The organism is Streptomyces geranii (assembly GCF_002954775.1).
Classification (GTDB): Bacteria; Actinomycetota; Actinomycetes; order Streptomycetales; family Streptomycetaceae; genus Streptomyces; species Streptomyces geranii.
In genome coordinates this window covers 108,625-122,545 of sequence record NZ_PJME01000025.1, presented here as the reverse complement: position 1 = coordinate 122,545, position 13,921 = coordinate 108,625, and the positions used below count along the sequence as shown (strand labels likewise).

Sequence of the window (13,921 nt, the reverse complement as noted above, 5' to 3'; positions counted from 1 at the left end):
ACCTCTGAACCTCTGAACCGCGAAGGAGGCGGGCCGCCGTGACGGTCGCCGTACAGACCAAGCCCGCGCGAGTACCGGCAGCGGCACCGGCAACGTCCGCGTCACGCACGCGCGTCGCGAGTGTCACCGCCGTCCGCCATCTCGCCCGGGGCGGCCTGCTCAGCCTCGCCGCCCTGCTGCTCGGCGTCACCGCACAGCTGCTGTTGCTCAGCGGCATCCAGCAACACAGCGCCCAGCAGGCCGAGTTCGACGCCCTGCGCGACCAACTCGCCCAGGGCACCGCCCCGGTGGCCCAGGTCGACCAGCAGGGCAAGCTCCTCGCGCCGGGCACGCCGGTCGCGCTGATCGACGTACCCGCTCTGGGCATGTCCCAGGTCGTCCTGGAGGGCACCGACTCCGCCGTACTCACCGACGGGCCCGGCCACCGCAGGGACACCCCGATGCCGGGGCAGGCCGGGACCAGCGTCCTGATGGGCCGCGCGGCGGCCTACGGCGGCCCCTTCCGGAGCCTCGGCGACCTCGTGGCGGGCGACAGGTTCACCGTCGTCACCGGTCAGGGCAAGGCGACGTACCAGGTCAGCGGGGTACGACGGGCCGGTGATCCGGCGCCCGCGCCGCTCGCCGCCGGGAAGGGGCGCCTGGTGCTGGTCACCGCGACCGGGCCGCGCTTCATGCCGGACGGTGTGCTGCGCGTCGACGCCGACCTGGTGTCCGCGCCCGCCGAGACCCCGGCGGCCGTCATCCGCTCCGGCACCCTGCCCGAGTCCGAGGAACCGCTCGCCCGGCCCTCCGGAGTGCCCTGGCCGCTGGTGATGTGGCTGCAGGCCCTGCTGCTAGCGGCAGTTGGGGCGGTGTGGACCTGGCACCGGTGGGGGCGGCACCAGACCTGGATCGTCTTCGCGCCGGTCGTCGCCGTACTGGGCCTCCAGGTCGCCACCCACGCCACCGAACTGCTGCCCAACCTGCTGTGACCCGGCCGTTCTCCGCCATCCCGATACGAGGTACCCGACATGACCGACTCCCTGACCGGCTCGCTGGCCGACTCCCTGACCGACACGATCGTCCTGCCTCCGGCGCAGGCCGATCCCGTGACCGTGACCGCGACCACGGTTCCCGCCACGCTCGAAGCACGTGACGTGGCGGCCTGGTTCGGCAGCCACCAGGTGCTCAGCCATGTCTCCCTCACCATGCCCGCCGGGCAGGTCACGGCGCTCATCGGGCCCTCCGGCTGCGGCAAGTCGACGTTCCTGCGCACCCTCAACCGGATGCACGAGATGATCCCGGCGGCGGCGCTCGCAGGCGAGGTGCTGTTCGACGGCGAGGACATCTACGACCCCTCCTGGCGGCTGACCGACGCCCGGCGCCGTATCGGCATGGTCTTCCAGAAGCCGAACCCCTTCCCGGCCATGTCGATCTACGACAACGTGGTGGCCGGCCTGCGGCTGACCGGGGCGCGCACCGGCCGCCGTGAGAAGGACCAGCTGGTCGAGGAGTCCCTGTCCCGGGCGGGCCTCTGGAAGGAGGTGCGCGACCGGCTCAGGCAGCCCGGCGGCGCGCTCTCCGGCGGCCAGCAGCAGCGCCTGTGCATCGCCCGCGCACTGGCGGTACGCCCCCGGGTGCTCCTGATGGACGAGCCGTGCTCGGCGCTCGACCCCACCTCGACCCGGCGCGTCGAGGAGACGATCCACGAGCTGGCCGGTGAGGTCACCGTCGTGATCGTCACCCACAACATGCAGCAGGCGGCCCGCGTCTCCGACCAGTGCGCCTTCTTCCTCGCAGAACAGGGCACGCCCGGCGGGATCGTCGAACACGGCCTCACCGACGACGTGTTCGGCGGGCCGAAGGACCAGCGCACGGCGGACTACGTGGCGGGCCGCTTCGGCTGAGCCAGAACTTTTCTTCGTACCCCCTTCAACCTTTCCGCCCCGAACACGCTCAAGAACAGGTGAGGACGACAACACCTGTGAGGCGTGTGAGGGGCGTGATGCGTATGAGGCACAGGAACCGCAGCCGCGGCTGCAGCCATACGCATGAGGGAAACGGGAGGGCGGATGTCGGCGACGGCCCGGCGGCGGGACCGGGACTTCGAGGAGTACGCCAGGGCGGGCGGCCAGCGCCTGTACCGCACGGCGTACCTCCTCTGCGGCGACCGCGAACACGCCCGAGACCTCGTCCAGTCCACGCTGGCCCGGCTCTTCCAGCACTGGCACCGGGCGAGCCGCGCCGAACACCTCGACGCCTACGCCCGTACCGTCCTCACCCGCCTCTTCCTGCACGAGCGTCGGCGTCGGCTGCGCGACCTCCTCGCCCACGCCCGCCCCGACCCCGCGCCCGCCGCGCCCAGACCCGAGCTGCGCGTCACGCTCATGGCCGCGCTCGGTCAACTCCCGCCCCGGGCAAGGGCGATGGTCGTCCTGCGCTACTGGGAGGACCTGAGCGTGTCGGAGGTGGCCGCGCAGCTCCGGTGCAGCGAGTCCACCGTCAAGAGCCAGTGCTCCCGCTCCCTGACCCGGCTGCGAACGGTGCTGGGCGACGCCCACGTATACACCGCCGAGTATTGAAGCCGAGAGGAGTCCCCGTGCACGACACGCCGCCCGACGACACGTCACACGACGACGCGCTCGCCGGGGAGCTGAGGGAACTGATGGAGCGGGCCGCCGCTGGCCTCGCACCGCTGCCCGACCTGACCCAGGAGGCGGTACGGCTGGGCAGACGCCGCCGGTTCCGGGCGCGGGCGGCGGTCGTGGGCGCGGTGACGGGGGTCCTCGCGGCCGGGGGCATCGGCTCGGCGGTACTCGCCGGGGCGGGCGGAACGGCGTCGCAGCCGGTCACCCCGGCGGTCGCACCACCGCCCACCACCAACACCGCGACTGTGCCGTTTCCGGCGCTGTCCCCGGCGCCGCTGGCCACGGCCACGGCTGCGGGTGTGTCCGAGGCGGCTCTCCGGGCGCGGACCGCGAACGCGCTCACCCAGGCACTGGGCGACCTGATCGGGCCCGTCTCCCCGCACGGCACGGACCTCTTCGCGGGCCGCACCGAGGGGCACGTCTTCCCCGTGACGTTCCAGGTCGTGCCGGGGAAGGACACCCTCGTCGAGTGCCCGGAGCCGCCCGGCACGGCGCTGGTCTGCCGTACGGCGCACCTGTCCGGCGACCGGATCGAGGCCAGGGTCGTCGTGTCGGGCGGCGCGCTGTGGGGCGGCCAGTCGGTCAGCGTCAGCTACCGCTATGTGAACAGCACCGTGAAGCTGACCGTCGGCCCGGACACCGACGCCAGGGTCTCCCCGCCCGTCACCGCCGACCAACTGGTGGCCGCGGCGGGCGCGTCGGCACTGCTGGCCGAGGTGAAGCGCGAGGTGAAGGAAGCGGTGGCGGCGGAACTGGCGGACCCGGCGGCGGACTTCGCGGGCGGGGCGTCCGTCGCCCCGCCGGACCCGTCCCCGAACTCCCTGAACTCCCCGAACTCCTCGGCCTCCCCGAACAGCAGCGTGAGCGACACCGGCAGTACGAACGAGACAGGCGGTACCCCCGATGAGTGACCAACGACGTGCAGCGAACGGGCCCCGCAGCCGGGTCGCCTTAGGCCGGCGCCGCAGGCAGCGGACCCGGCTCGGCGCGATCGGTGCCACGGTCTGCCTCGCCGCGCTCGGCACGGCGGCGGTCCCGCTGCTCCTGCCCCGGCTACTGCCGGACAACGCGTCGCACGCGCCGCAGGCCGACTCCTCGGAGGCGGTACGGACGACCACCGAGCCCACGGCCGACGAGGAGACATCCGGGACACCGGACTCCGGCGCCACGAGCACGCCCCCCGACGACTCCACCGTCGCGGGGCGCCCGGACCCCTCCGAGCCGGCGAACACGCCCACGGCACCCAGGACACCGGCGAGCCCCAAGTCCCCGGCGGCCACGGGCGGTTCGGGAACCGGAGAGGCCTCCTCGTCGGCACCCGCCATCCCCGCCTCCGGTCCCGGCACCTTCGACACAGCCCCGCTCGCCGTCAGCGGGCCCGCCACCGCCACGCCCTTCCGGGTGCAGGTCGAGGAGGGGGCGGGCGTCGACCCGGCGGACGCCGCCCGCCAGATCGGCGCCATCCTCAACGACCGGCGCGGCTGGCGGCAGGAAGGGGTGCGCTTCCGCCAAGTCACCGGCCCCGAGGCCGAGTTGACGTTCAAGATCGCCACCGCGGACACCACCGACAAGCTGTGCAACGTCCAGCAGCCGGAACACATCGGCGAGGTCAACTGCCGGGCCGGTGTGGACGTCGTCATCAACCTCAAGCGCTGGCAGCTGGGTTCACCCGAGTTCGACGGACCCGCGACCGAGTACCGCGCCCTGATCGTCAACCACGAGGTCGGCCACTGGCTGAACAAGAGCCATCTCACCTGCCCGGGCCCCGGCCGACCCGCCCCCGCGATGATGCAGCAGATCGACGGCCTCAAGGGCTGCGTGTCGAACGCCTGGCCGTACGACACCGAGGGCCGCTACCTGGACGGCCCCGCCGTGCCCTGAGCCGGCGGGGCCGCGTCACGGGGAACGGGCCAGGAGTGGGGGCCGACGGGTCAGGAGCGAGGGGCTACGGGCCGACCTCCGTCTCGCACCGAAGCCGCCGCTCCGCCCCCAACTCCCGTACCGCACCCACCAACCGAACCCGAGCCGCATACCGCACCTCCGCACTGGACGCCCCCAACCGCAGCTCCAGCGCCCCCGGTTCGACGATCCGCCGCCCCGCCCGATCCGTGAACGCCGACAGCTCCGCGTGGAACCGGAAGGTGACCCGCCGCGCCGCCCCCGGCGCCAACTCCAGCCGCTCGTAACCGATCAGCCGGACATCGGGCCGGGTCACGGAGGCCACCGGATCGTGCAGATACAGCTGCACGACCTCGGCCCCGGCCCGCGCCCCCGTGTTCCGGACGGTCACCGACACCTCGTACGACCCGTCGGTCCCGATCTCGGCCTCCTCGGAACCCGCGAAGTCCTCCCAGGCGAAGGAGGTGTAGGACAAGCCGTGCCCGAAGGGATAGAGCGGTGTCGGATCCAGGCTGCTGACCTCACCCGCGAGCCCCAACGGCGGCTGGAGATACGTCCACGGCTGCCCCCCGCGCTCCCTCGGCACGCTCACCGGCAGCCGCCCCGACGGGGTGACGCGGCCCGACAGCACTCCCGCGACCGCCGGGCCGCCCTCCTCCCCGGGAAAGAACGCCTGCACCACCGAAGCGAGTTGACCGTGCCAACGCCCCAGCGCGTAGGGCCGCCCGGTGAGCAGTACGAGCACCACCGGCACCCCGGTCGACACGAGCGCGTCCAGCAACTCGGCTTGTACGCCGGGCAGTTGCAGATCGGCGACGTCACACCCTTCCCCCGACGTGCCGCGTCCGAACAGCCCCGCCCGGTCGCCGAGCACGGCCACGCACACATCCGCCTCGGCGGTCCGCGCCACCGCCTCCTCGAAACCGGCCGTGTCCGGGTCCGAGGTGTCGCAGCCCTCCGCGAACGTCACCTTGGCGTCCGGGAGTTCGGCGCGCAGGGACTCCAGCAGGGTCGGGATGTCCAGTCCGACCGGGGTCTCCGGATGGCTCGGCAGGACATGCGAGGGGAACGAGTAACACCCCAGCATGGCCAGCGAGTCCGCCGCCCTCGGCCCGACGACCGCGATCCGCGTGTCCGGGGCGAGCGGCAACAACCCGTCCGGATTGGCGAGCAGCACCACCGACTCCTCGGCCAACCGCCGCGCCAGCGCCCGGTTCCCGGCCGAGTCGAGGTCGATCGGGCGGCCGGAAGGCTCGGGCTCCCACCCCTCGTCCAGTAGCCCCAGCTCACACTTCTGCGCCAACACCCGCCGCGCCGCCCGGTCCACCAGCGACTCGGGTACGTCTCCCGCGTGCACGGCAGCCACCAGCGCGTCGCCGTAGCTCCGGATCGTCGGCAGCTCGACATCGATGCCGGCCGCCAGGGCGACCTGGGCGGCCTCGGCGGGCGTACCGGCGACCCGGTGCAGGGTCTCCAGGAAGCCGATGCCGAAGTAGTCCGAGACGACCGTGCCGGTGAACCCCCAGTCCTCGCGCAGGAGTTGGGTGAGGAGGTGAGCGTCGGCGGAGGCCGGGACCCCGTCCGTCTCGTTGTAGGCGGCCATCACCGAACGCGCCCCGCCCTCGCGCAGCGCCATCTCGAACGGAGGGAGGGTCACATCGGCGAACTCCCGCACCCCCGCCCGCACGGGAGCGAGATTGCGGGCCCCGGCGGAGGACGCGTACCCGGCGAAGTGCTTCAGCGTGGCGATGATCCCGGCCGACTCCAGCCCCCGCACATACGCCGACCCGATCGTCCCCACCAGATACGGGTCCTCGCCGATCGTCTCCTCGACCCGGCCCCAGCGCGGATCCCGTACGACGTCCAGCACCGGGGCGAGGCCCTGGTGGACGCCGACCGAGGCCAGGTCGCGGCCGATGCGGGCGGCCATCTCCTCCACCAGCGCCGGGTGGAAGGTCGCGCCCCAGGCCAGCGGGACCGGGTACGCCGTCGCCCGCCAGGCCGTGAACCCCGCCAGGCACTCCTCGTGGGCCAGCGCGGGGATGCCGAAGCGGCCCGCCTCCGCGATCCGGCGCTGGGCGCGGGCCAGTGCCTGCGCGCCCAGCGTCGGGTCCACGGGGGCCGTACCGAAGGGTCGGGTGAGCTGGCCCAGGCCCCGGGTGATCAGCTCGTCCCAGGTGTAGTCGGCGGTCATGTCGTGCTGGTGCGGGGCGACGCCGTGGCCGTCCGTGGAGGCGCCCACCCACACGCCGTACAGCTGGGCGGTCTTCTCCTCCAGGGTCATCCGGGAGAGCAGGTCGGCGACGCGGGCGTCGGTGGACAGGGCCCGGTCACGCCAGGGGGCGGTCGTCGTCATGAAACTCCTGTCGGGGTCTGCGAGTTGGCGGGATGCGCCGTCGCCATCGGTGCCGCTCATTTGCCGCCCACGCCCATCAGACCGCCGATCAGCGCGCGCCGGGCCACGAGGTAGACGGCGAAGATCGGGATGCCGGAGAGGACGACCGACGCGAGCAGGGCGGGGATGTTCACGCCGAACTGGCTCACGTAGTTGAAGAGGCCGAGGGTGAGGACGCGGGGTTCGTCGGACTGGGTGAAGATCAGCGGGAAGAGGAAGCCGTTCCAGGCCTGGAGCGCCGCGTAGATCACGACGGTGCTGATCCCGCCCTTGGCCAGCGGGATCGTCAGCTGGAACAGCATGCGCAGGGGAGAGGCGCCGTCGAGGGCCATCGCCTCGTACAGGTCCTCCGAGATGTCCCGCAGGGTGCCCGTGAGGACCAGTACCGAGACCGGCATCGCGAAGGCCGCCGTCGGCAGGATCACCGCCAACAGGCTGTCGTACAGGTCGAGTTTGGCGATCAGGAGGTACAGCGGGACCACGACCGCCTGGGCCGGGATCGCCACCCCGAGCAGGAACAGCCGGAAGGCCGCGCCCGACCACCGGGTCCGGGTGCGCACGGCGACGTAGGCGAGCGGGACACAGAGCCCGAGGACGATGGCCACGACCGTGACGGCCACGATCACCGTGTTGCTCAGCAGATGCCCGAAACCCGAGTTGAGGACGGTGTTGTAGTTGTCGAGGGTCGGATCGGTGGGCGGTTTCAGGGGGTTGCCGGTGAGCGCCTTGTCCGGGCCGGTGAGCGAGGCCGACAGCATGGCGTAGATCGGGACGAGGACGATCACCAGCCAGACGAACGAGCCAAGTCCGGCAAGGGGGTTGGCCCGTCGGGTCCAGTGCCGGCGCCGACGGTCCGGACGCCTCTTCGGTTGTTCCGGGCGCTGATCGGTGGCCGTCGGCCGGGGGAGCGTGTCGTGTGACACTCCGTCACATCCCTTCACGCGTACTGCGCATACCGCCGAAGCCGGTCAGCCGGACGAGCAGCAGGGACAGTCCGGTGGCGGCCAGTACGAGGGCGGACGCGATGGCGCTCGCGTAGCCGAAGTCGTACGTCTTGAAGCCCGCCTCGTACATCAGGTACGGCAGGATCGCCGTGTCCGTGCCGGGCCCGCCCTTCGTCAGGATGAGCACCGTCTCGAAGTACGTGAGCGACCCGACGACGATCAGCACGGTGGACGTCGTGATGGTGTGCCGCAGCTGCGGGAGCGTGATCGAGAAGAACTGGCGGTAGCGGCCGGCCCCGTCAATTGCCGCAGCCTGGTACAGCACTTGAGGGATCTGCCGGGCCCCGCCCTGGTAGATCAGCGTGTGGAACGGGATGAACTGCCAGCCCCCGACGAACACGATCGCCAGGAACGCCCCGCTGGACGAGCCGAGCGTGTCCTTCTGGATGATGCCGAAGTTCGGGTCGAGCAGGGCGTAGAAGAGCACCGAGATCGCGGTCGAGGAGAGCAGGAACGGCACGAAGAAGATCGCCGACAGCACGGCCCGGTTGCGCTGCCGCCCCGCCGCCCACACCCCGAGCAGCAGCGCCACGACGGTCTGGAACGCCCAACTCGCCGCCGTCAGAAGGACGGTGAGCGTGAGGGACTGGGTCAGGCGCGGATCGTCCAGCAGCTTCTGCCAGTTGGCGAGCCCGACGGGCTTCGGGTCGCCGAGGCCGTCCCACTTGGTGAAGGAGAGATAGAAGGCCAGGGCCATCGGGACGACCGCGAAGAAGGTGAAGAAGAGCACGGCGGGCAGCGCCCAGACGGCGCTCGGACGACCTTTGCCCTTGCCGGTGACCGCGACCGTCACTTCAGCCCCTTGCACGCCGACACGAACTGACTCGGCGACGACTTGCCCGTGAAGAGCTTCCCGATCTCCGTGTGCATCTTGGTGCCCAGCTCGTCGCCGAGCGCCTGGTCCCAGGAGAGCGTGAACGCGGGCGCCTGCTGGACCATGTCGTACTGGAACTTGGCGTACTTCGGGTTGGGCGCGGAGGACAGCAGCGCCGCCGCGTTCGAGGTGGTCGGGACATCGCCGAGGGCGACCAGATCCTTCGCGTACGCCTCCGACGCGCAGTCCTTGAGGAAGGCGATCGCCGCGTCCTTGTTCTGCGTACGGGGGTTGATCGACCAGTAGTTGGTGGGGTTGCCGACGACATTGCGGACATCACCGACGCCGTCCTCGATCTTCGGAAAGGCCGCCCAGCCCAGGTTGGACTTGGCGAAGTCGGGGAACTTGCCGAGCTGCGTCGAGTACTCCCACGAGCCCATCAGATGCATCGCCGCCTTGCCCTTGGCGAAGACGGCCGGGGCACCGCCGTTGACGTACGACACCGAGGTGAACTTCGACCCGAAGGCGCCGTCGTCGATGAGTTCCTTCACCAGCTCGGCGGCCTTCAGGACCGCCGGATCGCCCCAGCCCTCCGCGTCGCCGTCCTGGATGCGCCTGAAGACCTCGGGCCCGCCGATCCGGTCGACCAGGTACTCCAGCCACATCAACTCGGGCCAGACATCGGAGCCGCCGAGGGCGAACGGCGTGATCTTCGCCTTCTTCAGCTTGGTGTTGATGTCGAGCAACTCGTCCCAGGTGGCGGGCGGTTGGAGCTTCTGCTCGGCGAAGACGGACTTGTTGTAGAAGAGGATCACCGGCTGCATCCCGCGCATGGGTATGCCGTAGTGACGGCCTTTCAGATCCCCGGCGGCGAGCACGGACGGCAGGAAGCCGTTCTTCAGCACCGGGTCGTTCTCGATGGTGTCGGTCAGATCGACGATCTTCCCGGCGGCCTCGTAGGCCTTGATCGAACCGCCACCCCAGTTGAAGAAGACGTCCGGAGCGCTCGGCGACCCCATCGCCGTACGCAGCTTGGGCAGATAGTCCGAACCCGGGATCTTCTCCAGCTTGACCTTGCCCTTGGCGGTCTTGCTGGCGGCGGACTTGTTGAACCGGTCGACGGCCGCCTGCTGCACCTTCACGGCGTCGTCCCCGTACACGAACGCGGTGATCGTCCCCCCGCCCCCGCCCGAACCCTCACCGGAACCGCAGGCGCTGAGCCCGCCGGTGAGCAGGGCGGACGCACCGGCGCCGAGCACCCAGCGCCGGCTGAATCCCGTACCGGTGAACTGGGCTCTGTTCGACTCCATGACAGCACCTCTCGCGAATGTTCTGACCGAAACCGGACTGGCTCTGTGTGCGAATCTTTCGGGTGGTACGTCGAATGTTCCGGGAACTTATGGCGGGACAAGGTCTTCGTCAAGAGGTCACGCAGGGATACGATCGCGGCCATGAGACCCTCGAAACCCGCTGAAACACAGACGACTCCGCAGTCCACCCAGACCGCGACGCTCGCCGAGATCGCCCGCGAGGCAGGCGTCTCCGCTCCGACTGTTTCGAAGGTGCTCAACGGCCGCGCCGACGTCGCCCCCGCGACCCGCACCCGAGTCGAGGACCTGCTGCGGGCCTACGGCTACCGCCGCCGCCGCGCCGAGGCGACCCGCTCACCCCTCATCGACCTGGTCTTCCACGAGCTGGAGAGCGCGTGGGCGATGGAGGTCATCCGGGGCGTGGAGAACGCGGCGCGGGAGGAGGGTCTGAGCGTCGTCCTCTCCGAGAGCGCGGGCCGCCTCACCCCCGGCCGGACCTGGGCCGACCAGGTCGCGGCCCGCCGCCCGCACGGCGTGATCCTGGTCCTGTCCGGCCTCGACGAGTCCCAGCGGGCGCTGCTGACCAGCCGCTCGATCCCGTTCGTGGTGATGGACCCGGCGGGCGACCCCGGCGACGACGTGCCCTCGGTCGGCGCGACCAACTGGCAGGGCGGTCTGGCCGCCACCCGCCACCTGATCGAACTCGGCCACACCCGCATCGCCTCGATCAGCGGCCCGTCCCGCATGATGTGCAGCCGCGCCCGCGTGGACGGCTACCGCGCGGCCCTGGAAACCGCCGGGCTCCCGGTCGACCCCGACCTCCTCAGGGTCGGCGACTTCCACCACGAGACCGGCTACCGGGCCGGCCTAGACCTCCTCCGCTCCCCGAACCGCCCCACGGCCGTCTTCACCGGCAACGACCTCCAGGCCCTCGGCCTGTACGAGGCCGCCCGCGAACTCGGCCTGCGCATCCCGGAGGACCTGAGCATCGTCGGCTTCGACGACCTCCCGATCGCCCGCTGGGTCGGCCCCCCGCTGACGACGGTCCGCCAGCCCCTGATGGAAATGGCGGAAACGGCAGCCAAGCTGGTCCTGAGCCTGGGCAGAGACGAGGACACGTCAGCGGCGACGAGGGTGGAACTGGCAACGAGCCTGGTGGTGAGAAACAGCACGGCAGCGCCCCTTTAGGGGCGCGAGGAACTGCGCGACAAGCCACAACGAACCCGCACCCGACCCCCAACCCATTGACGTCTCGCACAACTCCCCCCACACTGCCCCGAAGTCAATCGGTACCCCAGCCGAAACTTTCGGAGGCCCCCGCATGAGACCCTCCAGAACAGCCTTGACCCTCCTCACAGCCGCAGCCACCACCGCCGCCACCCTGCTCTTCGCCGGAACGGCAACCGCGGCAGACCCCCCACTACGAGACCTCGCCACCGCCAAGAACAAAGTCATCGGCACCGCAGTCACCGGCTCCAAACTCACCGGCACCTACGGCGACCTGGCCGGCACCCAGTTCAACTCCCTCACCCCCGGCAACGCCATGAAGTGGGAATCCGTAGAGCCCACCCGAGGCACCTACAACTGGACCGAGGCCGACCAGATAGTCGCCTTCGCCCAGGCCCACAACCAACAGGTACGCGGCCACACCCTCGTCTGGCACAGCCAGAACCCCGGCTGGCTCACGAACGGCACCTGGACCCCCGCCCAGCTCAGCACCCTCCTCCAGGACCACATCACCACCGAAGTCACGCGCTTCAAGGGCAAGTTGGCCGCCTGGGACGTGGTGAACGAGCCCTTCAACGAGGACGGCACCTACCGCTCGACCCTCTGGTACAACAACCTCGGCACCGACTACATCGCGCAGGCCCTGACCTGGGCACGGGCGGCCGACCCGAGCGCGAAGCTCTACATCAACGACTACAACGTCGAGGGCGTCAACGCGAAGAGCACGGCCCTGTACAACCTGGTCAAGTCCCTGAAGGAGCGCGGAGTTCCGATCGACGGCGTCGGACTGCAGGCCCACCTGATCCTCGGCCAGTACCCGTCGACCCTCCAGCAGAACATCCAGCGGTTCGCCGATCTGGGCCTGGACGTGGCGATCACGGAACTGGACATCCGTATGCAACTCCCCGCCACGGAAGCCAAGTTGACCCAGCAGGCGGCCGACTACAAGGCCGTCACGGACGCCTGCGTGGCCGTGACGAGGTGCACCGGCGTGACCGTCTGGGGCTTCACGGACTCCGACTCCTGGATCCCGGACGTGTTCGACGGCTACGGCGCGGCGACCCCGTACACGGAGACGTTCACCCCGAAACCGGCGTACTACGCGATCGCCCAGTCGCTCGGCGGCACCCCTTCCACCGAGGGCTGCACGGCGACGTACACGGTCCCGAACCAGTGGAACACCGGCTTCACCGGCCAGGTGACGATCGCCTGCACGGGCCGGTCCCTGTCCTCGTGGCGGGTGAGCTGGACGTACGGCGCGGGACAGCGGGTCACCCAGGCCTGGAACGCCACCTGCACCCAGTCGGGCGCGGCGGTGAGCTGCGCCAACGCCTCGTACAACGGGACGGTGCCGAGCGGAGGTTCGGTGAGTTTCGGCTTCAACGGGACCTGGAGCGGCAGCAACCCCGTACCAACGGTGACGCTCGGCTGATCCGGGATTGATCGTGGGCTGATTTCCGCCTGAGAAGTGTGAGATTTTCCGAAGAATGCCGGGCATGCGCCCCCGCTCGTAATAATTCGGACGTACGTTCCTCCTGTGATGGGAGAAGACGAACAGACGTCCGACGACGACGGGGGCGCGGAGAGACAGGCAGCCCGGCAGGTGGGTCGACGGCCCTCACGCTGGTTGAAGGCCGTCGGCTTCACACTCGCCGGCACCCTGGTGCTCGCCGCAGGAGCCGGGGGCTACGCCTACTGGCACCTGAACCGCAACATCAAGAGCGTCGACATCAACAGCGCGCTCGGCGACAACCGCCCCGCCAAGACGCAGGCGCTGCCGTCGACGGGAGCCTCCGCCTCGGCGACACCGCTCCCGAGCGAGGCGCTGAACATCCTGGTCCTGGGCTCGGACTCACGCAGCGGCAAGCGCAACCAGGCACTCGGCGGCGGCAGCAGCGAGGGCGCCCGGTCGGACACCGCGATGGTCGTCCACCTGGACGCGGGCCGTACGAAGGCGACGATCGTGAGCATCCCGCGCGACACGCTGGTCACGCGCCCGTCCTGCCCGCTGTCGGACGGGAGTTCGACGGCGGAGGCGTACGGGGTCATGTTCAACACGGCGTACTCGGTGGGCGGCCCGGTCTGCGCGGTCAAGACGGTGGAGTCGATGACGAACGTCCGCATGGACCACTACCTGGAGGTCGACTTCGCCGGCTTCGCGGACCTGGTGGACGCGCTGGGCGGCGTGACGGTGACGACGGACGAGGACATCCACGACGACGACAGCCACCTCGACCTCCTGGCGGGCGAACACCACCTCGACGGCACCCAGGCCCTCGCGCTCGCCCGCACCCGGCACGGCATCGGCGACGGCAGCGACCTGGGCCGGATAGGTCTCCAGCAGAAACTGGTCAAGGCCCTCCTCCAGCAGATCTCCTCGACGAACCTGCTGACGAGCCCGGCCAAGCTGTACAAGGTCGCCGACGTGGCGACGGCCAGCCTGACGACGGACACCGGTCTGGACTCGCTCACCGAGCTGATGAGCCTGGGCCAGAGCCTCCAGGGCCTGTCGGCGGACGACCTGAAGACGGTCACGATGCCGGTGGTGACGGCGGCGTCCGACGCCAACAGGGTGGTGGCGGAGCAGCCGGAGGCGGCGGAACTGTGGGCGACCCTGAAGTAGGTCTGGAATAGGGGAGAAGTTT

At 70.5% G+C, this 13,921-nt stretch carries 12 protein-coding genes; 8 read left to right on the top strand and 4 right to left on the bottom strand.

Going from position 1 to position 13,921, the window contains the following annotated elements:
- Positions 1-38: 38 nt before the first annotated feature.
- The 5 genes from CW359_RS27525 (at position 39) to CW359_RS27505 (ending at position 4,508) form a co-directional block, all read left to right on the top strand.
- Positions 39-971 (top strand): sortase, encoded by a 933-nt coding sequence (locus tag CW359_RS27525; protein WP_105972836.1) that lies wholly within the window; start codon positions 39-41, stop codon positions 969-971.
- 39 nt (positions 972-1,010) lie between these two features.
- Entirely contained in the window at positions 1,011-1,886 is an 876-nt protein-coding gene (gene pstB, locus CW359_RS27520) for a phosphate ABC transporter ATP-binding protein PstB (protein ID WP_232838616.1), read from the top strand.
- Between the two features lie 165 nt (positions 1,887-2,051).
- Positions 2,052-2,561 carry a SigE family RNA polymerase sigma factor gene (locus tag CW359_RS27515; RefSeq protein ID WP_105972835.1) on the top strand — a complete coding sequence of 170 codons (510 nt, stop codon included), beginning with the start codon at positions 2,052-2,054 and terminating at the stop codon, positions 2,559-2,561.
- A gap of 17 nt (positions 2,562-2,578) precedes the next feature.
- Complete coding sequence (locus CW359_RS27510) at positions 2,579-3,538, top strand: hypothetical protein (protein WP_105972834.1); 960 nt, start codon at positions 2,579-2,581, stop codon at positions 3,536-3,538.
- On the top strand, positions 3,531-4,508 hold the full coding sequence (locus tag CW359_RS27505; protein ID WP_105972833.1) for a DUF3152 domain-containing protein: 978 nt from the start codon (positions 3,531-3,533) through the stop codon (positions 4,506-4,508). Before CW359_RS27510 ends, CW359_RS27505 begins: the two co-directional genes overlap by 8 nt.
- A gap of 64 nt (positions 4,509-4,572) precedes the next feature.
- Here the strand turns inward: CW359_RS27505 and CW359_RS27500 are convergent, their stop codons facing one another.
- Genes CW359_RS27500 through CW359_RS27485 form a run of 4 tightly spaced genes read right to left on the bottom strand, consistent with a single transcriptional unit; the run spans position 4,573 to position 10,049 of the window.
- Entirely contained in the window at positions 4,573-6,882 is a 2,310-nt protein-coding gene (locus CW359_RS27500) for a beta-xylosidase/alpha-l-arabinosidase (protein ID WP_105972832.1), read from the bottom strand.
- A 56-nt stretch (positions 6,883-6,938) separates the two neighbouring features.
- Positions 6,939-7,844, bottom strand: coding sequence for a carbohydrate ABC transporter permease (locus tag CW359_RS27495; protein ID WP_105972831.1), 906 nt, complete (start codon positions 7,842-7,844; stop codon positions 6,939-6,941).
- Positions 7,845-7,848: 4 nt separating this feature from the next.
- Positions 7,849-8,718, bottom strand: coding sequence for a carbohydrate ABC transporter permease (locus CW359_RS27490; RefSeq protein WP_232838615.1), 870 nt, complete (start codon positions 8,716-8,718; stop codon positions 7,849-7,851).
- On the bottom strand, positions 8,715-10,049 hold the full coding sequence (locus tag CW359_RS27485; RefSeq protein WP_105972830.1) for an ABC transporter substrate-binding protein: 1,335 nt from the start codon (positions 10,047-10,049) through the stop codon (positions 8,715-8,717). The genes CW359_RS27490 and CW359_RS27485 overlap by 4 nt, the downstream gene beginning before the upstream one ends.
- A gap of 141 nt (positions 10,050-10,190) precedes the next feature.
- Here CW359_RS27485 and CW359_RS27480 point away from each other — a divergent pair, with 141 nt between their 5' ends.
- The 3 genes from CW359_RS27480 (at position 10,191) to CW359_RS27470 (ending at position 13,899) form a co-directional block, all read left to right on the top strand.
- Positions 10,191-11,237, top strand: a complete 1,047-nt coding sequence (locus tag CW359_RS27480; RefSeq protein WP_105972829.1) for a LacI family DNA-binding transcriptional regulator — start codon at positions 10,191-10,193, stop codon at positions 11,235-11,237.
- A 133-nt stretch (positions 11,238-11,370) separates the two neighbouring features.
- Positions 11,371-12,708, top strand: a complete 1,338-nt coding sequence (locus CW359_RS27475) for a glycoside hydrolase family 10 protein (protein WP_105972828.1) — start codon at positions 11,371-11,373, stop codon at positions 12,706-12,708.
- A 108-nt stretch (positions 12,709-12,816) separates the two neighbouring features.
- Positions 12,817-13,899 carry an LCP family protein gene (locus CW359_RS27470; RefSeq protein WP_105972827.1) on the top strand — a complete coding sequence of 361 codons (1,083 nt, stop codon included), beginning with the start codon at positions 12,817-12,819 and terminating at the stop codon, positions 13,897-13,899.
- Positions 13,900-13,921 lie beyond the last annotated feature (22 nt).